Source organism: Roseateles sp. GW821-FHT02E12 (assembly GCF_059421665.1).
Window position 1 is genome coordinate 279814 of the sequence record NZ_JBWKVK010000003.1, and the last position, 21490, is coordinate 301303.

21 protein-coding genes are annotated in these 21490 nt (G+C 67.9%); 17 read left to right on the forward strand and 4 right to left on the reverse strand.

Features of this window, described 5'->3' with window-relative positions; all coding sequences use genetic code 11:
* Window positions 1–47 precede the first annotated feature (47 nt).
* The 5 genes from urtB (at window position 48) to AC07V5_RS19235 (ending at window position 4819) form a co-directional block, all read left to right on the forward strand.
* Window positions 48–1586 (forward strand): urea ABC transporter permease subunit UrtB, encoded by a 1539-nt coding sequence (gene urtB / locus AC07V5_RS19215; RefSeq protein WP_495117314.1) that lies wholly within the window; start codon window positions 48–50, stop codon window positions 1584–1586.
* Window positions 1583–2629, forward strand: coding sequence for an urea ABC transporter permease subunit UrtC (urtC, locus tag AC07V5_RS19220; RefSeq protein ID WP_495117315.1), 1047 nt, complete (start codon window positions 1583–1585; stop codon window positions 2627–2629). Before urtB ends, urtC begins: the two co-directional genes overlap by 4 nt.
* Complete coding sequence (gene urtD / locus AC07V5_RS19225) at window positions 2626–3459, forward strand: urea ABC transporter ATP-binding protein UrtD (protein WP_495117316.1); 834 nt, start codon at window positions 2626–2628, stop codon at window positions 3457–3459. The genes urtC and urtD overlap by 4 nt, the downstream gene beginning before the upstream one ends.
* A gap of 1 nt (window position 3460) precedes the next feature.
* Window positions 3461–4153, forward strand: coding sequence for an urea ABC transporter ATP-binding subunit UrtE (gene urtE / locus AC07V5_RS19230; protein WP_495118012.1), 693 nt, complete (start codon window positions 3461–3463; stop codon window positions 4151–4153).
* Between the two features lie 66 nt (window positions 4154–4219).
* Window positions 4220–4819 carry a GNAT family N-acetyltransferase gene (locus AC07V5_RS19235; RefSeq protein WP_495117317.1) on the forward strand — a complete coding sequence of 200 codons (600 nt, stop codon included), beginning with the start codon at window positions 4220–4222 and terminating at the stop codon, window positions 4817–4819.
* A 25-nt stretch (window positions 4820–4844) separates the two neighbouring features.
* Here the strand turns inward: AC07V5_RS19235 and egtD are convergent, their stop codons facing one another.
* Together egtD and egtB are read right to left on the reverse strand one after the other, a co-directional pair.
* Window positions 4845–5822: an L-histidine N(alpha)-methyltransferase gene (gene egtD / locus AC07V5_RS19240; protein WP_495117318.1), complete on the reverse strand. Its 978-nt coding sequence runs from the start codon at window positions 5820–5822 to the stop codon at window positions 4845–4847.
* On the reverse strand, window positions 5819–6970 hold the full coding sequence (gene egtB, locus AC07V5_RS19245; RefSeq protein ID WP_495117319.1) for an ergothioneine biosynthesis protein EgtB: 1152 nt from the start codon (window positions 6968–6970) through the stop codon (window positions 5819–5821). Before egtB ends, egtD begins: the two co-directional genes overlap by 4 nt.
* Window positions 6971–7129: 159 nt before the next feature.
* Here egtB and AC07V5_RS19250 point away from each other — a divergent pair, with 159 nt between their 5' ends.
* Genes AC07V5_RS19250 through AC07V5_RS19260 form a run of 3 tightly spaced genes read left to right on the forward strand, consistent with a single transcriptional unit; the run spans window position 7130 to window position 9908 of the window.
* Entirely contained in the window at window positions 7130–8149 is a 1020-nt protein-coding gene (locus AC07V5_RS19250) for a TRAP transporter substrate-binding protein (RefSeq protein ID WP_495117320.1), read from the forward strand.
* Entirely contained in the window at window positions 8146–8601 is a 456-nt protein-coding gene (locus AC07V5_RS19255; protein ID WP_495117321.1) for a TRAP transporter small permease, read from the forward strand. The genes AC07V5_RS19250 and AC07V5_RS19255 overlap by 4 nt, the downstream gene beginning before the upstream one ends.
* The gene (locus AC07V5_RS19260; protein ID WP_495117322.1) at window positions 8598–9908 is read left to right on the forward strand and encodes a TRAP transporter large permease; all 1311 of its coding nucleotides are present in this window, start codon (window positions 8598–8600) and stop codon (window positions 9906–9908) included. The genes AC07V5_RS19255 and AC07V5_RS19260 overlap by 4 nt, the downstream gene beginning before the upstream one ends.
* On the opposite strand, the gene AC07V5_RS19265 is transcribed toward AC07V5_RS19260, so the two are convergent.
* Complete coding sequence (locus AC07V5_RS19265; RefSeq protein WP_495117323.1) at window positions 9880–10266, reverse strand: VanZ family protein; 387 nt, start codon at window positions 10264–10266, stop codon at window positions 9880–9882. The two genes, AC07V5_RS19260 and AC07V5_RS19265, sit on opposite strands and share 29 nt — an antisense overlap.
* A 94-nt stretch (window positions 10267–10360) precedes the next feature.
* A complete protein-coding gene (locus AC07V5_RS19270) occupies window positions 10361–12544 on the reverse strand; it encodes a hypothetical protein (protein ID WP_495117324.1) in 2184 nt (727 codons plus the stop codon).
* 298 nt (window positions 12545–12842) lie between these two features.
* Here AC07V5_RS19270 and AC07V5_RS19275 point away from each other — a divergent pair, with 298 nt between their 5' ends.
* The 9 genes from AC07V5_RS19275 to AC07V5_RS19315 all read left to right on the forward strand — a co-directional run bounded on the left by AC07V5_RS19275 (window position 12843) and on the right by AC07V5_RS19315 (window position 21489).
* Window positions 12843–13220, forward strand: a complete 378-nt coding sequence (locus tag AC07V5_RS19275) for a hypothetical protein (protein ID WP_495117325.1) — start codon at window positions 12843–12845, stop codon at window positions 13218–13220.
* 131 nt (window positions 13221–13351) lie between these two features.
* Window positions 13352–15445: a 3-hydroxyacyl-CoA dehydrogenase NAD-binding domain-containing protein gene (locus AC07V5_RS19280; protein ID WP_495117326.1), complete on the forward strand. Its 2094-nt coding sequence runs from the start codon at window positions 13352–13354 to the stop codon at window positions 15443–15445.
* Window positions 15446–15476: 31 nt separating this feature from the next.
* Complete coding sequence (locus AC07V5_RS19285) at window positions 15477–16652, forward strand: acetyl-CoA C-acyltransferase (RefSeq protein ID WP_495117327.1); 1176 nt, start codon at window positions 15477–15479, stop codon at window positions 16650–16652.
* On the forward strand, window positions 16652–17077 hold the full coding sequence (locus tag AC07V5_RS19290) for a PaaI family thioesterase (RefSeq protein ID WP_495117328.1): 426 nt from the start codon (window positions 16652–16654) through the stop codon (window positions 17075–17077). The genes AC07V5_RS19285 and AC07V5_RS19290 overlap by 1 nt, the downstream gene beginning before the upstream one ends.
* Before the next feature lie 4 nt (window positions 17078–17081).
* Window positions 17082–17507 (forward strand): PaaI family thioesterase, encoded by a 426-nt coding sequence (locus AC07V5_RS19295; RefSeq protein ID WP_495117329.1) that lies wholly within the window; start codon window positions 17082–17084, stop codon window positions 17505–17507.
* 5 nt (window positions 17508–17512) lie between these two features.
* Window positions 17513–19321 carry an acyl-CoA dehydrogenase gene (locus AC07V5_RS19300; protein WP_495117330.1) on the forward strand — a complete coding sequence of 603 codons (1809 nt, stop codon included), beginning with the start codon at window positions 17513–17515 and terminating at the stop codon, window positions 19319–19321.
* Between the two features lie 15 nt (window positions 19322–19336).
* Window positions 19337–20128: an SDR family oxidoreductase gene (locus AC07V5_RS19305; protein WP_495117331.1), complete on the forward strand. Its 792-nt coding sequence runs from the start codon at window positions 19337–19339 to the stop codon at window positions 20126–20128.
* Window positions 20129–20136: 8 nt separating this feature from the next.
* Window positions 20137–20574: a PaaI family thioesterase gene (locus AC07V5_RS19310; protein ID WP_495117332.1), complete on the forward strand. Its 438-nt coding sequence runs from the start codon at window positions 20137–20139 to the stop codon at window positions 20572–20574.
* Window positions 20575–20847: 273 nt separating this feature from the next.
* Window positions 20848–21489 carry an RpiB/LacA/LacB family sugar-phosphate isomerase gene (locus AC07V5_RS19315; RefSeq protein WP_495117333.1) on the forward strand — a complete coding sequence of 214 codons (642 nt, stop codon included), beginning with the start codon at window positions 20848–20850 and terminating at the stop codon, window positions 21487–21489.
* Window position 21490: the final 1 nt, after the last annotated feature.

Here is a 21490-nt window from a genome sequence, read left to right on the forward strand (position 1 = left end):
GGGACGTGCGCGCTTCGCGCGGCACTTCTGTGTTCGCTTGGATCTTCATGATCAAACGACTCTTTTTAGGTTGGCTGCTGGCGCTGCTCGGCTGCTCGGCTTGGGCGCTGTCGCCCGAGCTGCTCGCGCGCATCGCGGCTGGTGAGGGCGACGAGCGCGTCGCCGCCCTGAACGAAGCCGTGGCGCAGGCCGACCCGGCGCTGGCGGACTACCTGCATGCACTGCTCGACGGCCGGGTGCGGCTGCGCGAGGGCAAGGTGGTCGTGGCCGCGGAGGGTGCTGCGCCGCCCGATGGCGAAGAGCCGATGCTGAACAACCGCCTGCGCCGGGAGATCGACTCGGCGTTGGCCGGGCTGGCCCTGCTGTCCAAGGACCGCGGCACGCGGGCCAAGGCGCTGGCGACGCTGCGTGAAGACGCCAGCGCGGTCAAGCTGCCGCTGTACGAACGTGCGCTGGCGGCGGAGACCGACGTTGACCTGCGCGGCCAATTGGGTGCACTGGTGGCCGGTGCCAAGTTGTCGTCCACCGATGCCGCACAGCGCAAGGCCGCTGCCATCGAGCTGGCTGGCAGCGCCGACCCGACGACGCGCGCCTTGCTGCTGGAGCGCATGAGCGGCGAGACCGATGCCGCCACCAAGGCCGCGATGAAGAGCGCCATCGACGCCATCGGCGACCGCCTCGCCTGGGGCGAGCGCGCCCAACTGTTGTTCTCGGGCCTGAGCCTGGGCTCAGTGCTGCTGCTGGTGGCCTTGGGCCTGGCCATCACCTACGGCCTGATGGGCGTCATCAACATGGCGCACGGCGAGCTGTTGATGGTGGGCGCCTACGCCACCTACTGCGTGCAGCAGGGCTTTCGCGCCTGGTTGCCCGCGGCCTTCGACTACTACCTGTGGATCGCGCTGCCGGCGAGCTTCGTCGCGGCAGCCCTTGTTGGCGCGGCCATGGAGCGCACCGTGATTCGCTGGCTCTACGGCCGGCCGCTGGAAACGCTGCTGGCCACCTGGGGCATCTCGCTCGTGCTGATGCAGGCCGTGCGCACGCTGTTCGGCGCGCAGAACGTCGCCGTGGAGAACCCCACCTGGCTGTCCGGTGGCTGGGCGCTGCTGCCCAACCTGACGCTGCCCTACAACCGCCTGGCCATCCTCGGCTTCGCGGCGCTGGTGCTGGGCGGCATGGCGCTGCTGCTGGCCAAGACCCGCCTCGGCCTGATGGTGCGCGGCGTCACGCAGAACCGCCGCATGGCCGCTTGCGTGGGCGTCAACACCGCGAAGGTCGACACGATGGCGTTTGCGCTCGGCTCTGGCATCGCTGGGCTTGCCGGCTGCGCGCTGAGCCAGATCGGCAACGTCGGGCCCGACCTGGGCCAGAGCTACATCGTCGACGCCTTCATGGTGGTCGTACTCGGCGGCGTGGGCCAGCTGGCCGGCACCGTCTATGCGGGCCTGGGGCTGGGCGTGCTGTCCAAGCTGCTGGAAGGCTGGCAGGGCGCAGTGCTCGCCAAGATCGCGCTGCTGATGCTGCTCGTGCTCGTCATCCAGAAAAAGCCGCAAGGTCTGTTCGCACTGAAGGGCAGGTCGGTCGAATGAAGAAGACGCTGCTCATCGTGGTGGCCCTCGTGCTGCTGCTCGTGCCCTTGCTGCACCTCGCCTTCCCGCCCGGCCACGCGCTGCACCTCAGCGAGTTCTACGTCGGCCTGCTCGGCAAGTTTCTTTGCTTTGCCATTTGTGCCCTGGCCTTGGACCTCATCTGGGGTTTCGGCGGCATCCTGTCGCTGGGCCATGGGCTTTTCTTTGCCCTGGGCGGCTATGGCATGGGCATGTACCTGATGCGCCAGATCGGCCGAGAAGGCCAGTACCAGTCGGACCTGCCGGACTTCATGGTCTTCCTGAACTGGAAGGAGCTGCCCTGGCACTGGGCGCTCAGCGACTCGCTGGTGGGGCAGATCTTCCTGGCGCTCGCGGTGCCCGGCCTGCTGGCCGCGGTGTTCGGCTACTTCGCCTTCCGCTCGCGCATCCAGGGCGTGTACTTCTCCATCATCACGCAGGCGCTGACAGTGGCCGCCATGCTGCTGTTCTTCCGCAACGAGACGGGCTTTGGCGGCAACAACGGCTTCACCGACTTCAAGCGCCTTGCCGGGATGCCGCTGAACACGCCGGGCATGAAGGTGGGGCTGTGCGTGGCCAGTGGTGTCGCGCTGATCGCCTGCTACCTGATCGCTCGGGCGCTGACGAAAAGCCGCTGGGGCCGCATCCTGCAGGCCATCCGCGACGCCGAAGGCCGCGTGCGCTTCCTGGGCTATGACCCGGTCGCCTTCAAGCTCAGCGCCTACGTCATCTCCGCGCTGATGTGCGCGCTGGCCGGCATCCTCTACGTGCCGCAGGTGGGCATCATCAACCCCGGTGAAATGAGTCCGGCGGCCAGCATCGAGATGGCCATCTGGGCAGCGGTGGGCGGCCGTGGCACGCTGATTGGCCCCGTCCTCGGCGCCTTCTTCGTCAACGGCACCAAGTCCGTCTTCACGGCCTGGTGGCCGGAGGGCTGGCTCTACATCCTGGGTGGGCTGTTCATCGCGGTGACGCTGTTCCTGCCGCAAGGCTTGATGGGCTTGGCGCGGAGGTTCAAGAAATGACGCCAGAGCTTCTTGAAGCCGGGTCAGAAGCACGGTCGCGGGCGCTGACCCGCATCGCCACGGCGGGCGAACCCATCTTCAACCAGGGCGTGGCCCTGTACGTCGAAGACTTGAAGGTTGCCTTCGATGGCTTCCAGGCGCTGGGCGGGTTGTCGTTCACGGTCGGTGTCGGTGAACTTCGCTGCGTCATCGGCCCCAACGGTGCCGGCAAGACGACGACGATGGACTGTCTGACCGGCAAGACGCGGCCCGACAGCGGGCGCATCTTCTTCGGCAGCAACCTCAACCTGCGCCTGATGAGCGAGCAGCAGATCGCGCGCGCGGGCATCGGCCGCAAGTTCCAGAAGCCGACGGTGTTCGAGGCGCTGACCGTCGCCGAGAACCTGGAGCTGGCCCTGGCCGGCGACCGCGGCGCGCGCTTCGCGATGCGGGCCAAGCTCAGCGGCGAGCAACGCGACCGGCTGGACCAACTGCTGACCACCGTGCACCTCGCCCCCGAGCGCGAACGCGTCGCCGGCCTGCTGAGCCACGGCCAGAAGCAGTGGCTGGAGATCGGCATGCTGCTGGCGCAAGACCCCAAGCTGCTGCTGCTGGACGAGCCCGTGGCCGGCATGACCGACGAAGAGACCGAGCGCACGGCAGAGCTGTTCCTGAGCCTGGAGGGCAAGCACTCCCTCGTCGTCGTCGAGCACGACATGAATTTCGTCGCGACGCTGGCTGGGGCTCATCGCACGGTCACCGTCTTGCACGAAGGGCAGACGCTGGCCGAAGGCACGATGGCGACCGTTCAATCGGACGAAAAGGTGATCGAGGTGTACCTTGGCCGATGACATCCTGAAGGTCGCAGACCTGCATCAACACTACGGCGGCTCCAACATCCTGCGTGGCCTGAGCTTCGACCTCAAGCCCGGTGAGATCACCGTCGTGCTGGGCCGCAATGGCGTCGGCAAGACGACGCTGCTGAAGAGCCTGATGGGTGTCGTGCCCGTCACGTCCGGCAGCATCACGCTGGCCGGCGAACCCATCAACAAGCTGAAGACTCACCAACGCGTGCGCGCCGGCCTCGGCTACGTGCCCCAGGGCCGTGAGATCTTCGGGCGGCTGTCGGTCATCGAGAACCTGCAGATGGGCCTCAGCAGCCAGCCCGCCGGCACGCCGCTGCCGGTGGAGCTGTTCGAACTCTTCCCCGTGCTCGCCAAGATGCGCTCACGCCGTGGCGGCGACCTGTCCGGCGGCCAGCAACAGCAGCTCGCCATCGCCCGCGCGCTCGCGCCCGGACCGAAGGTGCTGCTGCTGGACGAACCGACCGAAGGCATCCAGCCCAACGTCATCCAGGACATCGGCCGCGTCATCAAGCACCTGGCCCACGACAAGGGGCTGTCGGTCGTGCTCGTCGAGCAGTTCTATGACTTTGCCGAAGAGCTGGCCGACCAGTATTTGCTGATGCAGCGCGGCGAGATCGTCATGCGCGGGCGGGGCAAGGACATGGCGGCGGATGGGGTGCGGGAGCGGTTGGCGATCTAGCGCATCCCGGCTGTCGGTATCGGGCCTGAGGCGCATCGGCCAACACCGTGCTACACATCGGGCGTCATGCAAATCACCGCCGCCGCCCCATCCGACCTCGAGCGCGCTGTGGGCCCCCTGGCCGCGGCGTTCGCAGAAGATCCGATCACGGGATTCCTGCTCGAAACCGGTCCGAGTTACCGAGTGCGAGTGACGCAGTTTTTCTCGCTGCTGATGGGCGCCCGCATCGCGCTCGACATGCCGGTGCTGCTGGCGCGAGACACGGCCGGCATTCGTGGGGCCGCGATGGGCTACACCACGGCGCCGCCTCCGTGGCCAACAAGCTTTGCGCAAGACTGGGATCGCTTCGAGAAAGCCATTCCCGGCTTGACCGATCGCATGGCGCTTTATGACGAGATTGCCGAGAAGGGCAAGCCGCCCGTTCCGCATTACTACCTCGGCGTGATCGGTGTGGATCCAGCGTTGCATGGCCTCGGCATGGGGGCACAGCTGCTGAAGGCGTTCTGTGAGCTGTCGGCTGCCGACCCGTTGTCCGGCGGGGTCTACCTCGAGACGGCGAACCCGTCGAACGTGCGGTTCTACGAGCGGGCCGGCTTTGTAGAGACAGGGCGGGGCAGCCTGGGCAGCGCAACGCTGTGGTGCATGTTCCTGCGCCACGGCGCTTGACTTCCAAAGGCCGATTCGCCGTGCCCTAGCTGCCGCTGGGCCCGGCCTCCAGCCAGAGCACCGCAAACCACCCGTTCTCATCCGTCCACACCTTGCCCGGCTTGAAACCCGCGCGCTCGGCCAGCGCCTGGAAGCCGGAGACCGTGTACTTGTGCGAATGCTCCGTGTGCAGCGTCTCACCCTCGTTGAACACATAGGTCTCGCCGCCCAGCTGCAGCTCCAGCGGCCGGTTCGCGCGCAGATGCATCTCGATGCGGCAGTAGGCCGGGTTGTAGAAGGCCAGGTGCTCGAAGCCGTCCGGCGGAAATTCGGCGCCCAGGTCCCGGCGTGCGCGGTGCAGCAGGTTGAGGTTGAAGGCCGCCGTCACACCGGCGTCGTCGTTGTAGGCCGCGTGCAGCGTGTCGTGATCCTTCACGAGGTCGATGCCGATCAGCAGCCCGCCGCCAGTCAGCTCGGCCGCGGCCAGGCGCAGGAAGGCGTCCGCCTCGCTGGGCGTGAAGTTGCCGATGCTGGAGCCGGGGAAGAAGCCCACGCGGCGGCTGCCTGGGGGGCAGGGCGGCAGCGTGTGCGGGCGGGTGAAGTCGGCCACCAGCGGTTGGATGGCAAGGCCCGGGTAGTCAGCCGCCAGGCCGTCGCAGGCCGCCAGCAGGTGCGGGCCGGAGATGTCCACCGGCACGAACTGCACGCTGTCGCGCGGGATGGCGTCCAGCAGCAGCCTCACCTTGCGCAGCGCGCCGGCGCCGTACTCAACGAGTTGCACCTGGCCCCCCATCTGCGCGGCCATGTCGGGGGCGTGGTTCGCAAGCAGTGCAAGCTCGGTGCGCGTCGGGTAGTACTCGGGCAGGTCGCAGATCTGCTCGAACAGGCACGAGCCGGCCTCGTCGTAGAAGTATTTGGGCGAGATGGCCTTGGGCATGCGGCTCAGGGCGGCATGCAGGTCAGCCGCGAATTGCTCGTTCTCTGCCGAAGCGCGGGGCTGGCGCCATTCGATTCCTGGTTTCATCTTGCAAGCCTCAATCCACTGAACTGCCAGCGCGCGGCTGGGGGGAAGAAATTGCGATAACTGGGCCGCGTGTGCCCGGGCGGTGTTGCGAGGCTGCCGCCGCGCAGCACCTGCTGGCCGACCATGAATTTGCCGTTGTATTCACCGACCGCGCCCGCCGCCGGCCGGAAGCCGGGGTAGGGCGCGTAGCTGGAGCGCGTCCATTGCCAAGCTCCCCAGGCTTGGTCGGCGGCCTGCTCGAAACCTTGCAGGGCCGACGCGGCCTCCCACTCGAACTCGGTGGGCAACCGCGCGCCGGCCCATTCGGCAAAGGCGCAGGCCTCGTAGAAGCTGAGCTGCTGGACGGGCGCGTGCGGGTCCAGCGGCTGCACGCCATGCAAGCCGAAGACGCTGCCGTCCTCTTGCCAGTAGGCCGGCCGCTGCCAGCCCTGGGCCTGCACGGTGGCCCAGCCGTCGGACAGCCACAGCAGCGGCTCCCGGTAGCCGCCGGCGTCGACAAAGTCGGCGTACTCGCCGCAGGTGACGAGGCGATTGCTGATCTCGAACGGCGTGACCAGCGCCTGGTGCCGCGGGCCTTCGTTGTCGAAGGCGAAGCCGCTGCCACCGTGGCCGACGTCGACGATGCCGCCCGCATGCTTCAGCCACGCCTGCTCGGGTGCCGTGGCCTGCTGGGGCGCCGTCGCGTCATAGGCTGGCAGCAGCGGGTTGCAGGAGAAGGCGTGCAGGATGTCGGTCAGCAGCAACTCCTGGTGCTGCTGCTCGTGATGGCAGCCTAGCTCGATCAGCTTGAGCGCATCTGGCGGCGCATGGGGCAGCAGGTCAGCCAGCGCGGTGTCCACGTGTGCACGGTAGGCCTTGACCTCGGCGAGCGCAGGCCGGCTCAGCAGCCCGCGCTGCGGGCGTGCATGGCGAGGCCCGAGGCTCTCGTAGTAGGAATTGAAGAGGCGCGGCCAGCGTTCGTCGAAGAGCTGGTAGCCGTTCAAGTGCGGTGCGAGCACCAGCGTTTCGAAGAACCAGGTCGTGTGCGCCAGATGCCATTTGGCGGGGCTGGCGTCGGGCATGGACTGCAGCTGGGCGTCCTCATCCGACAGGGGCGCAGCCAGGGCCAGCGTGTGGGCACGCGTGGCTCGGAGGAGGTCGGTCAACATGGAAGCTACCGTAGCGCAAGCTGCTGCCAACGGTATGTCAGTGCAGGGGCTTTGGCTGTAGGACGATGCCGGCGCCCCCCACGTTTGGCCTAGGGTGGCTGCGGGGGGCTTGGGGTCTTCACTTCCCCTAGGATGAAGGCACACAACGAGGAGACAGGCATGAAAGCAATCGGTTTCATCGCCGCCCTGCTGGCCGCAACCGCGGTGCAGGCCCAGGAGCCCATCACGCTCAAGGTCCATCATTTCTGGCCTCCAGGCGCCATGCCGCCCACGCAGATCCTTGCGCCCTGGTGCGACAAGATCGCGGCCGACTCCGGCAACCGCCTGAAGTGCCAGGTCTACCCGGCCATGCAGCTCGGCGGCACGCCGGCCCAGCTGATCGACCAGGTCAAGGACGGCGTCGTCGACATCGCCTTCACGCTGCCGGGCTACACGGCCGGGCGCTTCCCCATCATGGAGGTCTTCGAGCTGCCCTTCATGACGAACTCGGCCGAAGCCGCCTCGCGCGCCGCCTGGGATTTCTACGGCAAGTACGCCGGCAAGGAGTTCCCTGGCATCAAGCCGCTGATGTTCGCCACGCACGACGAGGGCTACCTCCACACGCGCGAGCGGCAGATCAAGTCGCTGGCCGACTTCAAGGGCCTGAAGCTGCGTGCGCCCACGCGGCAAACGAACAAGCTGCTGGCGTCTCTCGGCGCCTCCCCCGTGGGCATGCCGCTGCCGGCCGTGGCCGACGCCGTCAGCAAGGGCACCATCGACGGCTTTGCGCTGCCGTGGGAGGTCATCCCGTCGGTCAAGCTGCATGAGATGGTGAAGTTCCACACGGAGACCGACCCTGCCCGGCCGGCGCTGTACAGCGCCGTCTTCGTGTTGGCGATGAACCAGGCCCGCTTCGACAGCCTGCCGGCCGACCTGAAGGCCGTCATCGAGAAGAACTCCGGTGCTGCGCTGTCGCAGGCTGCCGGCCGCACCTGGGACGCGAGCCAGGCGTCTGCACGCAAGCATGCCGTGGACCGTGGCAACGTCTTCTACACGGTGCCCGCCGCCGAGGTGGACAACTGGATCAAGGCCAGCCATCCGCTCTACGACGACTGGGCGGCCGACATGGACAAGCGCGGCCTGCCCGGCAAGCAGATGCTGGCCGAGGCGCAGGCGCTGCTGGCCAAGTACAAGAAGTGAGGCTGCTGGAGAAGCTGGCGGCGGCGTTTGCGCTGCTGGGCGGCGCCTGCGCGCTGCTCGTGGCGGGCATGACGCTGTGGAGCGTCATCGGCCGCAACCTGTTTGCGGCGCCGGTTCGTGGCGACATCGAGCTGAGCCAGATCGGCATCGCCTTGTCCATCGCGCTGTGCCTGCCCTGGTGCCAGCTGCGGCGCGGCAACATCATCGTGGACTTCTTTACCCAGGCAGCACCTGCTCGGGTGAACGGCGCGTTGGATCGGTTCGGCGCGCTGCTGCTGGCGGTGATGCTGGCGCTGCTGGCCTGGCGCAGCGGCGTGGGCGCGATGGCCGTCGATGAAGCCGGCGAGCAGACCATGATCCTCGGGCTGCCGGCGTGGTGGGCCTACGCCATCCTCGCGCCGGGGTTGGCGCTGACCGCCGTCATCGCCGTGGTGCAGGCGGTCAGGCGATGAGCTCTGGCCTGACCATCTTTGGCTTGATGCTCGCGCTGATGGCGCTGCGCGTGCCCATCGCGGCCGCCATGTTCATCCCCGGCGCCCTCGGCTACGCCTGGATGAGCAGCGATGCGGCGCTGCTGAACCTCATCAAGGGCTCGGCCGTCGCGCGGCTGACGGTCTACGAGCTGTCGGTCATCCCGCTGTTCCTGTTGATGGGCCAATTCGCGACCCAGGGCGGCCTGTCCAAGGCGCTGTTCCGGGCCGCCGCAGCCTGGGTTGGCCACTGGCGCGGTGGCCTCGCGTTCGCGGCCATCCTGGCGGCCGCGGCCTTCGGCTCGGTCTGCGGTTCGTCGGTGGCCACCTGCGCCACCATCACCCAGGTGGCCTATGGCGAGATGAAGGCGGCGGGCTATCACGGCCGCCTGTCCACCGCGGTGCTCGCCACCGGCGGAACGCTGGGCATCCTGATCCCGCCGTCCGTGCCGCTGATCGTCTACGCCATCCTGACCGAGCAGAACATCGCCAAGCTGTTCGCCGCCGCCTTCATCCCCGGGCTGATCGCCACGGCGGGCTATCTGGCCGTCATCGCCATCACCTGCCGGCTGCGGCCCGCCCTGGCTGTGCCGGGCCCGCGCCACGGCTGGGGCGAGCGCTGGCGCGCGCTGCTCGGCGTGTGGCCGCTGCTGGCCATCTTCGTCGTCGTGTTCGGCGGCATCTACGGCGGCCTGTTCAGCCCGACCGAGGGCGCGTCCATCGGCGCGCTGGCCACGTTGACCAGCGGCCTGCTGTCCGGCGAGCTGCGGGGCGAAGGCCTGAAGCGCGCCCTGCTCGGCACGGCCGAGACGACGGCCATGGTCTTCATGATCTTCCTCGGTGCCGACATGATGAATTCGGCGCTGGCCCTCACGCAGATGCCCACGCATCTGGCGCAGTGGGTGGGCGGCCTGGCCGTGCCGCCGCTGGCCATCGTGGCGGGCGTGCTGGCTTTCTACATCGTGCTGGGCTGCGTGATGGACGAGCTGTCCATGCTGCTGCTGACCATCCCCGTCATCTTTCCGACCATCATGGGCCTGGACCTGTGGGGCCTGGCGGCCGAGCCCAAGGCGATCTGGTTCGGCATCCTCGTGCTGATGACGGTGGGCATCGGCATGCTGGCGCCGCCGGTGGGGCTGAACGTCTACGTCGTCAACGGCATGGCGCGCGAGGTGCCGATGAACGAGACCTACAAGGGCGTCATGCCCTTCCTGGCCAGCGATGTGCTGAGGCTGCTGCTGCTGCTCTTCGTCCCCACCGTCAGCGTTGGCGTGCTGCGATGGTTGTGACAGGCCACGCGATCAGCAGCCCAATGCCGATGCCCACGCTGTCGGCCAGCAGGTCGAACCAGTCGCCGCTGCGTGGTGGCAGAAAGCTCTGGGCGATCTCGATGGTGCCGCCGTAGGCCAGCAGGGCCGCGACGAGCAGCAGCCACTGCCGCGGCCGCGGCCACATCGCCCACACGCACGTGAAGCCCAGCGCCGCAAAGGCGAGCGCGTGGTTGGACTTGTCCCAGCCGGTGCTGATGCCCTTGGGCGGGGCGGGCACCAGGGCCAGGTAGGTGATGGCAACGAGAAGGACGGCGAGCAGGGCGCGCCAGAGGCGGCGCTGCTCGGGGGCGGTGGCGAAGTTAATCAGGTTGAGCATGGCGGGCGGCATTGTGGCCGCGCCGCATGTCTGTGCCGCACGGCCGCCCGAAGGCCCTGACGCACCCCTCAGGGCACGCCGCCCCCAAAACATGTCACTTCATTTGCAGCATCCAGCCCTTGGCCTGGCGCAGGTGTGCGTTCAGCTGAGCCTGGGCCGGGCCGAATGCGGGATCGGTGATGGGCAGCTTTTCCAGCAGGGCCGCATCGATCTGCGCGCGCGAGGCCGAGTTCAGCATCCAGTTCATCGACGGCGGGCGCTCGCCCTTGATCGCCGGCAGGCGCAGCTCCGCCACCTGGCCGCAGCCGCCGATGCGCTTGATGAGCTCGACGGCCGAGTCCCGCCCGCGGCTGCTGTTGCTGTTCAGGATGCCCTGCACCGGCGCGACGACCTCGTTCAGCCCCATGTGCGTTGCCCGGTAGCGGCGGCCGTCCAGCGGCTGGGCGTCGGCGGCCGTGGGCGCGTCGCGGCACAGCCAGTCGTCCACCTGGGACGGCGTGTTGGCGAGCAGCAGCAGCCGCAGCCGCGAGCGGTCCAGGATGCCTTGCGCGGCGCAGTCATCCTCGGGCTTGCAGGTCTTGAGCCGACCGGCAGCCTCCAGGTCGCGCAGCAGGTCGGACAGCGTCAGCGTGGCACTCGCTTCCACATAACCGCCGTCGCCGAGGCGGTCCCACACGCGGCCCACGTCGCCGGCCTCCTCGTCCTTGTGGGGCTCCTTGAAGACGGCAGCCGCAGCCGGGCTGATGTAGGGGAAGCGCGCGCTGTTGTGCACGGCCTGGGCCAGCGTCATGCGGTCGACGTCCAGGCCGAGGGCGGGGTCGAGCAGGTCGATGCCGTCGCCGCCGGCCAGCAGGAAGTCGGCCTGGTAGACACGCTGGCCGCGCGACAGGGCCGAGGTGTTGAGTGCCAGCAGCGGCAGCCACTCGGCCTCGGTGGCGCGGGCGTGCAACGAGGTCAGCGGTTCGCCCCAGGGGTTGCGGTTGGCGTTCGCGCGCAGCGGGCATTGGCTGGCCAGGGCCTTGGGCCAGTCGCGGATCCAGACCTGTTCCAGCCCCAGCGAGCGGTCGGCGCCGGCCATGGCCACGGGCAGGAAGCGCTGGGCCAGGTCGGGGTAGAGCATGTAGCCGACCGGCGTGGCGAGGTGGTCGCGGCCGGTGAAGTCGCGCACCAGCTTCCAGGGCGTGCAGGCGGCGGCGTCGAGGGACTGGCGGCGCGCATCGACGGCGGCAACGAAGCTGGTCGCCCCCAGGGCGCCGCCCGAGGTGCCGCTGATGGCGAAGACGGAGTCGGCGAAGTTGACGCCCTGCTGCTCACCCAGATCCTGCAGGCGCGCCAGCGACGCGCTGCCCCAGTACGCCGCGCGCGACGCGCCGCCCGCCACGGCGACGATGACCAGCGGGCGCTTGCCGTCGGCGCCGACGGTGCGCAGCCAGGTCTGCACCCACGCGTCGGCCGGCTGGCGGTTGCCGATGGAGCTGCCCGCGCTGCGCTCGGGCAAGGCCACGCGGTGGTTGTCGTTCAGCGGTGCGAAGGCCACGAAGAGCAGCAGCGGCAGGGCGGTGAGCGGGATGCGGATCAGCGCCTTGGGCACGTAGGTCAACAGGATGCCGCCGAAGACGATCCAGCTGCCCATGGCCAGCAGCACCAGGGCCGGCGAGCCGATGGCGCGCGCCGTGGCCTCGGGCCAGGCCAGCAGCGAGCCGAAGATGGCCCATTGCAGCAGCAGCACGAGCACGACGAGCACGCGCGACGGCGTGCTCATGCGGTCTTCCCGCTCCATCAGCGCGATGGCCTCGCGCCGGCCGTCCAGGCATAGCCAGCGTGCCAGGCGTGAGTCGCTGCCAATCTTGAGCAGCCAGGCGCGCCGCTTCCAGACGAAGAGGTACAGGCCCGCGGTGACCGCCAGCAGGCCGACGCCGATGAGCCGCTCGCGGGTCTGCAGCAGGAAGAAGCCGGCGATAGGCAGGCCGCCGCCGAGGATCAGCCCGCGCGGCAGCCAACGCCGCAGCGCGCTCGCGAAGCGCGGGTTCATGCACTCGCCCAGCGTGTCAGGCTTGAAGCGGCGGTCCAGCAGCAGGCGGCTGGTGTACCAGGCCAGCATCAGCCACAGGCCGAAGGCGACCACGAGCATGGCTGTCTGGGCGCTGCCCACTTCCAGCGACAGCAGCGTCTCCTGCGCCTGGTCCAGCCCCAGCAGCACGATGACGCCGGCAATGACGATGCCGACCGGAAAGGCGCACAGGCCCAGCACGCGCAGCAGATAGAGCATCCAGGGCACGTCGCCCTCGGGCTGGAGCGGGGCCGGCGGCTCGGAAGGGGGTTCCGGTGGGCCAGGCGGGCTGGGCTCTTCGGACTTGGGTGGCGGCGGCGGGGAAAACTGCGGCGGCGGGGCGGGCTCGCGAGGTGGGTAAACGACCGGAATCAGCATGGCCCGCACTCTAGCTGTGGGCCGCCGCGCATCCAAGGGCGCGCGGCCGTTTGACAGGCATGGCGACTCATGGGTAAACCCTGGCCGGGCGAACACGGCGCAGCGGCGCTCGTACATTTGCAAGCGACGACGATGTCGGGGAGGACATATGGACAACGGTCAACTGCTGCCTGTGCTGGGCAGCTTTGTGCTCGGGGGCCTGCTGGCGGCGGCAGCCGTGTTCGGCTGGCTGTCGCGCCAGGTCAAGCGCGAGCGGCAACGGGTGCACAACGTGGAGCAGGCGCGCCAGCTGTCTGCCCAGCAACTGACGCAAACGCGCAAGCAGATCGAGCAGCTGCAGCGTGAGAACCATGAGCTGCGCCTGGCGGTGAGGCCCACACCGCGCGCTGCGTCCGCGCCTGAGGCGCCGACGGATGCCGCGGAGGCCGCCCGCCGCTATGCCGAATCCAAGCTGCAGCCACCGGAAGACCCGGAGACGTCCAAGGGCTTCAAGGACACCGTGATCCTGCGCCGCGATCCGGGCTGAGAGCTGGCCGCACGCTCCTTGTCACTGCCGGGACAAGACTGCGCGGCGGGCGCTGCCTAGAATCGAACGGTCGTTCTATTTCTGGGCCGGCTGCAGCAGACGCAGTAGGCCCGCCAACCGAGGTCGTGCCCATGACAGCCCATTACGAAGTTCGCGGCAGCGTTGCCGTGATCACGCTCGACAACCCGCCGGTCAACGGTCTGGGTTTTGCCACCCGTGCCGCCGTTGCCGCTGGCGTGGAGCGCGCTGAGGCCGATCCGGCCATCACCAGCCTGGTCATCACGGGCGCCGGCAAGGCCTTCTCGGGCGGTGCCGACATCAAGGAATTCGGCAGCCCCAAGGCGCTGGCCGAGCCGAACCTGTTGAGCCTGATCTCGGTGGTCGAGAACAGCAGCAAGCCGGTCGTCGCCGCCATCCACAGTGTGTGCATGGGCGGTGGGCTGGAGCTGGCCCTGGGTTGCCACTACCGCGTCGCGCAGACCGGCACCAAGGTTGCCCTGCCCGAAGTGAAGCTGGGCCTGCTGCCCGGCGCCGGCGGCACGCAGCGCCTGCCGCGCGCGCTGGGCGTGGAGCCCGCGCTGAACATGATCGTCAGCGGCGAGCCGGTGGAAGCCCAGATGCTGGCCATGGTTCCGGGCCAGAAGCTGTTCGACAAGATCGTCGATGCCGACGTGGTGGACGCCGCGGTCAAGTTCGCCGAAGAGATCTCCGAGAAGCGCCCGCTGCCCAAGGTGCGTGAGCTGAAGGCCCGCCACCCGAACGCCGAGGCCTACTTCCAGTTCGCCCGCAACATGGTGGGCGGCATGAGCAAGAACTTCCCGGCGCCGCTGCGCTGCCTGGAAGCCGTGGCCGGTGCCGTGAACCTGAAGTTCGACGACGGCATGCGCGCTGAGCGCGAAGGCTTTGCGGCCCTGATGCTGACGCCGGAATCGAAGGCACTGCGCCATCTGTTCTTCGCCGAGCGTGTGGCATCCAAGATTTCCGACGTGCCCGAGGACACGCCGCTGCGCACCATCGCCAAGGTCGGTGTCATCGGCGCCGGCACCATGGGTGGCGGCATCTCGATGAACTTCCTGAACGCCGGAATCCCGGTCACCATCCTGGAGACCAAGCAGGAAGCCCTGGACCGCGGTGTCGCGACCATCAAGAAGAACTACGAGTCCCAGGTCAAGAAGGGCAAGCTCAAGGAAGACAAGTACGCCCAGCGCATGGCCTTGCTGAGCACCACGCTGAGCTACGCCGACCTGGGAGACGCCGACCTCATCATCGAAGCGGTGTTCGAGGAGATCGGCGTCAAGGAAGCCGTCTTCAAGCAACTGGATGAAGTCGCCAAGCCCGGCGCCATCCTGGCCTCCAACACCTCGACGCTGGACGTCGACAAGATCGCGTCCTTCACCAAGCGCCCGCAGGACGTGGTGGGCATGCACTTCTTCAGCCCGGCCAATGTGATGAAGCTGCTGGAAGTGGTGCGCGGCAAGGAAACCGCCAAGGACGTGCTGGCCACGGTCATGGCCATCGGCAAGAAGATCAAGAAGACGGCCGTCGTGTCCGGCGTCTGCGACGGCTTCATCGGCAATCGCATGATCGAGCAGTACAGCCGCCAGGCCGGCTTCCTGCTCGATGAAGGCTGCACGCCCCAGCAGGTGGACAAGGCCGTCGAGAAGTTCGGCTTCGCGATGGGCCCCTTCCGCATGGGCGACCTGGCCGGCAACGACATCGGCTGGGCCATCCGCAAGCGCCGCTCGGTTGAGCGCGCGACGATGAAGTATTCGGCCAGCGCCGACCGCCTGTGCGAACTGGGTCGCTTCGGCCAGAAGACCGGTGCCGGCTGGTACGACTACCTGCCCGGCAAGCGCGACGCCATACCGTCGGCTGTCGTCGAGGAGATGCTGGCCAAGCACCGCGAAGCCATCGGCGCGAAGAAGCGCGACATCAGCGACGAGGAGATCGTGCACCGCCTGGTGTTCGCCCTCGTCAACGAGGCTGCGCATCTGTTGGAAGAAGGCATCGCCCAGCGCGCGTCCGACGTCGACATGGTCTACCTGACCGGCTACGGCTTCCCCATCTTCCGCGGTGGCCCGATGTGCTACGCCGACACCCTCGGCCTCTTTAACGTCGTGCAGGCGATGAACCGCTTTGCCAAGAACCCGATGGACGACGGCGCGTTCTGGACGCCCGCGCCGCTCCTGGATCGCTTGGTGGCTGAAGGCAAGTCCTTCACCTAAGCCCTCGGTCCACCGAACAAGGATTCAAAACATGAGCAACGCACTGATCGTCTCCACCGCCCGCACGCCGCTCGCCAAGAGCTGGAAGGGCGCGTTCAACATGACCCATGGCGCCACGCTGGGTGGCCATGCCGTCAAGGCGGCCGTCGAGCGCGCCGGCATCGATGGCGGCGCCATCGAGGACGTGCTGATGGGCTGCGCCACGCCCGAAGGCGCCACCGGCTCCAACATCGCGCGTCAGATCGCGCTGAAGGCCGGCCTGCCCATCACGGTGAGCGGCGTCACCATCAACCGCTTCTGCTCCAGCGGCCTGCAGACCATTGCGATGGCCGCGCAGCGCATCATTGCCGGCGAGGGGGATGTCTACATCGCCGGCGGCGTCGAGAGCATTTCCTGCGTGCAGCAAGAGGCCAACAAGCACATGCTGGTCGACCCGGCGCTGATGAAGCTCAAGCCCGAGATCTACTGGAACATGCTGCAGACCGCCGAGAACGTGGCCAAGCGCTACAGCATCTCGCGCGAGCGCATGGACCAGTACGGCGCCGGCAGCCAGCAGAAGGCCTGCGCCGCCCAGGCCGCCGGCAAGTTTGCCGACGAACTGATCTCGGTCACCACGACCATGGGCGTGGCCGACAAGGTCATGGGCCTGATGAGCAAGGAAGTCACCATCAGCGCCGATGAAGGCTTGCGCGAAGGCACGACCTATGACGCCATCAAGGACCTGCGCTCCGCCATGCCCGGCGGCCTGATCTCGGCCGGCAATGCCAGCCAGTTCAGCGATGGCGCGGGTGCCTGCGCCCTGGTCAGCGAGCAATACGCGTCCACGCACAACCTCAAGCCCATCGGCCGCTTCCTCGGCTTTGCGGTGGCCGGTTGCGAGCCCGATGAAATGGGCATCGGCCCCGTGTTCGCTGTGCCGAAGGTGCTGAAGAAGCTGGGCCTGACGGTCGCCGACATCGACCTGTGGGAGCTGAACGAAGCCTTCGCCGTGCAGGTGCTGTACTGCGCCGACACGCTGGGCATCCCGATGGACCGCCTCAACGTGAACGGTGGCGCGATTGCCGTCGGCCACCCCTACGGCGTGTCGGGCCAGCGCCTGACGGGCCACGCCCTCATCGAAGGCAAGCGCCGTGGCGCCAAGCGCGTCTGCGTGACGATGTGCATCGGCGGCGGCATGGGCGCGGCTGGCATCTTCGAAGTGCTCTGATGAGCGTCACGCCAGAAGTGTTTCTGGCGATGGGCCGCGAGGTCCTGGCCAAGCAGCCGTTCAGCGTGCTGCTGGGTTCGGAGCTCGTGGCGCTGTCGCCGGGCAAGGTCGATCTGCAGCTGGCGCTCAAGCCCGAGCATCTGCAGCAGAACGGCTTTGCGCACGGCGGCATCGTCAGCTACCTGGCCGACAACGCGCTGACCTATGCAGGCGGCACGGCCATGCAGGTGCCCGTGCTGACCTCGGAGTTCAAGATCAATTACGTGCGCCCAGCTGTCGGCGAACGCTTGATCGCCCGCGCCAGTGCCGACGCGGTCAGCAAGACGCAGGCGGTGTGCCGCTGCGAAGTGTTCGCCGTCAAGGACGGTGCCGAGAAGCTCTGCGCGCTGGCCCAGGGCACCATCGTCCGCAGTTCGGGCGACTGATTCCATGCAGGTCGACCTCGACACGCTGCGCGGTTTTTTCCGCTCGGCGCCCTTCATGGTCGACCTGGGCGTGGAGCCGACGGCTGTTGAGCCGGGACGCGTCAGCACCCAGCTCGTCATTGCCAGGCGGCATTGCCAGCACACCGGTGTCGTCCATGCCGGCGTGGTCGCCGCTCTGGCAGACCATTCAATGGGCGCCGCAGCGCAGACTTGTGCCCTCGAGGGCCACTGGGTGCTGACGGCCGAATTCAAGACCAGCCTGCTGCGCGGCGCGAGCGGTGAGCGGCTGGAATGCGAGGCCTGGGTCATCAAGCCCGGCCGACAGGTTTCATTCACCGAGGCCGAGGTGTACGCGGTGGCGGGCGGCGAGCGCAGGCTCGTGGCCAAGGCCAGCGGCACCATGGCCGTGACCAAGGCGAAGGCGGATTAGCCGTGATGCGTGACACCCTGGAATTCCTTCTGTTCGACTGGCTGCGTGCCGGTGACCTCACCGCGCGTGAGCGCTTTGCCGACCATTCGCGCGAGACCTTCAGCGCCGTGCTCGACACCTGCGAGCGCATCGCCCGCGAGAAGTTCGCACCCCACTACCGGCTGATGGACATCGAGGAGCCGCGCTTCGATGGCGAGCGCGTGCATCTGCCCGCGGCGACGCTGGAGGCGGTCAACGCCCTGGTCGACTCCGGCATGATGGCCGCGGCGCATGACTACGAGCTGGGCGGCATGCAGCTGCCCTGCCTCGTCGAGACGGCGGCCAATGCCTTCGTCAGCGCGGCCAACGTCCACGCCGGCTCGTACGCGGTGCTGACGACCTGCAATGCCAACCTGCTGATGGAGCATGGCAGCGAGCGCCAGCGTGAGGTCTTCGCCAAGACGCTGCTGGCCGGCCAGTGGTTCGGCACCATGTGCCTGTCGGAGCCGCAGGCCGGCTCGTCGCTGTCGGACGTGGTCACACGCGCCGAACTCGAAGACGAGGCCGATGCCCTCGGCGCCCGCTACCGCCTGCGCGGCAACAAGATGTGGATCTCGGGTGGCGAGCATGAGCTGCGCGAGAACATCGTCCATCTGGTGTTGGCCAAGATCCCCGGCCCGGACGGCAAGCTGATCCCCGGCACCAAGGGCATCTCCCTCTTCATCGTGCCCAAGCAGATGGTGGGCCAGGACGGCCGACTGACCGGAGAGCGCAACGACATCGCGTTGGCGGGCTTGAACCACAAGCTCGGCCATCGCGGCACGACGAACTGCCTGCTGAACTTCGGCGAGGGCCGCCACCAGCCGGGCGGCAAGGTGGGCGCGGTCGGCTATCTCGTCGGCAAGCCCGGCGAGGGCCTGCGCTGCATGTTCTTCATGATGAACGAGATGCGCATCGGCGTGGGTCTCGGCGCCGTCATGCTGGGCTACGCCGGCTATGAGGCCAGCCTGGAATACGCCAAGCAGCGCCCGCAGGGCCGGCCGATGACCGCCACCGGCAAGGACGCGGCCAGCCCGCAGCGGCCCATCATCGAGCACGCCGATGTGCGCCGCATGCTGCTGGCGCAGAAGAGTTATGTCGAAGGTGGCCTGGCGCTGGAGCTGTATTGCGCCCGCCTCGTCGACGAGCTGAACACCGGCGACGCCAAGGTGGAGGCGCAGGCTCTGCTGGACGTGCTGATCCCGATTGCCAAGAGCTGGCCCAGCGAGTGGTGTCTGGAGTCCAACTCCCTGGCCATCCAGGTGCTGGGCGGCTATGGCTACACGCGTGACTTCCCGGTCGAGCAGTACTGGCGCGACCAGCGCCTGAACATGATCCACGAGGGCACGCATGGCATCCAGGCCTTGGACCTGCTGGGCCGCAAAGTCGTGCAGCAGGGCGGGGCGTCGCTGGCTGCACTGGCTGCGCGAGTGCAAGCCACCATCGAGCGCGCGATGCAAACCGACTGGGCGCCTCAGGCCAACCAATTGGCCGCTGCTTTGGCGCAGGTGGGTGGCGCAACCAAGAAGGCCTGGAGCACCGGCGAGCCCGAGGAGGCTCTGGCCAATGCAACGCCGTACATGCAGGCCTTCGGCCACACGGTGCTGGCCTGGATCTGGTTGGATGTGATGCTGACCGCTGAAATGTCGATACAGGGCGACAGCGACTTCGCCCACGGCAAGCGCGCCGCGGCCCGTTACTTCTACGCTTACGAGCTGCCCAAGATCGGCGCCTGGCTCGACGTCGTCGCACGCCGCGAGCCGCTGTGCCGCGAAATGAAACCCGAATACTTTTGAACCGGAGACACACCCATGAGCACCAAAGTCCAAGACCTCTTCGACCTGACCGGCCAGGTGGCCCTCGTGACCGGCGGCTCGCGCGGCCTGGGCCTGCAGATCGCCGAAGCGCTGGGTGATGCCGGCGCCAAGATCATGCTGACCTCGCGCAAGGCGTCCGACCTGGAAGAGTCCGCCGCCCACCTGCAGGCCCGCGGCATCGATGCACGCTGGGTCGCGGCCGATGCATCGGTGGCCGAGGACGCCCAGCGCGTCGTCGCCGAAACGATGGAGCGCTACGGCCAGATCGACATCCTCGTCAACAACGCCGGCGCCAGCTGGGGTGCACCGGCCGAGGACCATCCGCTCGAGGCCTGGGACAAGGTCATGAACCTGAATATCCGCAGCCTCTTCATCTTTGCCCAGGCGGCGGCCAAGGCCAGCATGATCCCGCGCAAGTCGGGCCGCATCATCAACGTGGCCTCCATTGCGGGCCTGGGCGGCAACTCGGCCGTCATGAAGACCATCGCCTACAACACCAGCAAGGGCGCGGCCGTGAACTTCACGCGGGCGCTGGCTGGCGAGTGGGGCCAATACGGCATCACCGTCAACGCATTGGCGCCGGGCTTCTTCCCGAGCAAGATGACCAAGGGTCTGCTTGCGGCCGTCGGCGAAGAGAAGATGGCATCGCATGCGCCGCTGAACCGCATTGGTGACGACGACGACCTCAAGGGCGCGGCCCTGCTGTTCGCGTCCAAGGCCGGCAAGCACATCACCGGCCAGATCCTGGCGGTTGACGGCGGCGTCAGCGCCATTCACGGCGGATGACCTGACTCATGGAGTTCCCGGTCCACATCCCCTTCGTCCAGCAACTCGGCTTCACGCTGCACTCGGTCGGCGACGGCGAGGCCGAGCTACGGCTGACGATCAGCGAGCAGCACCTGAACTCCTGGCGCGTGGCGCATGGCGGCGTCGTGATGACGCTGCTGGACGTGGCCATGGCGCACGCCGCGCGCAGCGTGAATCGCCACCTGCCCGACCTCGGGCCGGGTGTGGTGACGGTGGAGATGAAGACCAGCTTCATGCGCCCGGGCGAGGGCGAGCTGCGCGCGGTGGGCAAGCTGCTGCACCGCTCCACGACGATGGCTTTCTGCGAGGGTTCGGTCTTTGCCGCGGACGGCAAGCTCTGCGCGCATGCCACCGGCACCTTCAAGTACCTGCGCGCCTTGCCGGCCGGCCGTCAATTGAAGCCGCTTGGCGGCGAGGGCGACTGAGAAACCAGCAACCCCGCTTCGCTCTCGGGTTTGAGTCGATTTATTGAAACGACGTTCCAATAACGGGCACAATCGCGCCTGCGCCAGCACCTGACCCAGGTGCGCGGTTGGCCAGGTTGCTCAAGCGGGACCATGCAGTCCTGCCCTTTCGGGGATGACGCCTGGCATGACGGCCCGCGCTCAAGGCCCCTCTGGCCTGAGCCGCAGCGGCCCATGCACCGGGGTGGTCCTTAGGCCGCCTCAGCCCTCATTCCGCTACCGAAAGCCACCGCCATGAAGATCGCCCTCATCATCGAGAACAGCCAGGCCGCCAAGTCCGAGATCGTCCACAACGCCCTCAAGACCGTCGCCGAGCCGCTGGGCCACAGCGTCCACCACTACGGCATGTACACGCCCGAGGACAAGGCCTCGCTGACCTATGTGATGAACGGCCTGCTCGCCGGCATCCTGCTGAACTCCAAGGCCGCCGACTTCGTCGTCACCGGCTGCGGCACCGGCATGGGCTCCATGCTGGCCTGCAATTCCATGCCCGGCGTGTTCTGCGGCCTGGTCATCGACCCGACCGACGCCTTCCTGTTCGGCCAGATCAACGACGGCAACTGCATGTCCATGCCCTACGCCAAGGGCTTCGGCTGGGCCGCTGAGCTGAACCTGCAGGACTGCTACCGCAAGCTGCTCGAGAACGAGCGCGGCGCCGGCTACCCCAAGGAGCGCGCGGCCATCATGGCCAAGAACCGCGGCATCCTGAAGGACCTGAAGGCCGCGTCGTGCAAGGACATGCTGACCACGCTGAAGGCCGTCGACCAGGACCTGCTGAAGGCCGCCGTGTCGGGCGAGAAGTTCCAGGAACTGTTCTTCACGAACTGCCAGGACGACGCCATCGCCGCCCACATCCAGGGCGTGCTGAAGTCCTGAG

What these genes read in the sequence shown, in the direction of transcription:
- AC07V5_RS19305 (WP_495117331.1), top strand. Translation starts at nt 19,337, where the DNA reads ATGAGCACCAAAGTCCAAGACCTCTTCGACCTGACCGGCCAGGTGGCC.
- urtC (WP_495117315.1), top strand. Translation starts at nt 1,583, where the DNA reads ATGAAGAAGACGCTGCTCATCGTGGTGGCCCTCGTGCTGCTGCTCGTG.
- AC07V5_RS19295 (WP_495117329.1), top strand. Translation starts at nt 17,082, where the DNA reads ATGCAGGTCGACCTCGACACGCTGCGCGGTTTTTTCCGCTCGGCGCCC.
- AC07V5_RS19275 (WP_495117325.1), top strand. Translation starts at nt 12,843, where the DNA reads ATGGACAACGGTCAACTGCTGCCTGTGCTGGGCAGCTTTGTGCTCGGG.
- AC07V5_RS19315 (WP_495117333.1), top strand. Translation starts at nt 20,848, where the DNA reads ATGAAGATCGCCCTCATCATCGAGAACAGCCAGGCCGCCAAGTCCGAG.
- AC07V5_RS19265 (WP_495117323.1), bottom strand. Translation starts at nt 10,266, where the DNA reads ATGCTCAACCTGATTAACTTCGCCACCGCCCCCGAGCAGCGCCGCCTC.
- urtB (WP_495117314.1), top strand. Translation starts at nt 48, where the DNA reads ATGATCAAACGACTCTTTTTAGGTTGGCTGCTGGCGCTGCTCGGCTGC.
- AC07V5_RS19280 (WP_495117326.1), top strand. Translation starts at nt 13,352, where the DNA reads ATGACAGCCCATTACGAAGTTCGCGGCAGCGTTGCCGTGATCACGCTC.
- AC07V5_RS19290 (WP_495117328.1), top strand. Translation starts at nt 16,652, where the DNA reads ATGAGCGTCACGCCAGAAGTGTTTCTGGCGATGGGCCGCGAGGTCCTG.
- AC07V5_RS19285 (WP_495117327.1), top strand. Translation starts at nt 15,477, where the DNA reads ATGAGCAACGCACTGATCGTCTCCACCGCCCGCACGCCGCTCGCCAAG.
- AC07V5_RS19300 (WP_495117330.1), top strand. Translation starts at nt 17,513, where the DNA reads ATGCGTGACACCCTGGAATTCCTTCTGTTCGACTGGCTGCGTGCCGGT.
- egtB (WP_495117319.1), bottom strand. Translation starts at nt 6,970, where the DNA reads ATGTTGACCGACCTCCTCCGAGCCACGCGTGCCCACACGCTGGCCCTG.
- AC07V5_RS19250 (WP_495117320.1), top strand. Translation starts at nt 7,130, where the DNA reads ATGAAAGCAATCGGTTTCATCGCCGCCCTGCTGGCCGCAACCGCGGTG.
- urtD (WP_495117316.1), top strand. Translation starts at nt 2,626, where the DNA reads ATGACGCCAGAGCTTCTTGAAGCCGGGTCAGAAGCACGGTCGCGGGCG.
- AC07V5_RS19310 (WP_495117332.1), top strand. Translation starts at nt 20,137, where the DNA reads ATGGAGTTCCCGGTCCACATCCCCTTCGTCCAGCAACTCGGCTTCACG.
- egtD (WP_495117318.1), bottom strand. Translation starts at nt 5,822, where the DNA reads ATGAAACCAGGAATCGAATGGCGCCAGCCCCGCGCTTCGGCAGAGAAC.
- AC07V5_RS19235 (WP_495117317.1), top strand. Translation starts at nt 4,220, where the DNA reads ATGCAAATCACCGCCGCCGCCCCATCCGACCTCGAGCGCGCTGTGGGC.
- AC07V5_RS19260 (WP_495117322.1), top strand. Translation starts at nt 8,598, where the DNA reads ATGAGCTCTGGCCTGACCATCTTTGGCTTGATGCTCGCGCTGATGGCG.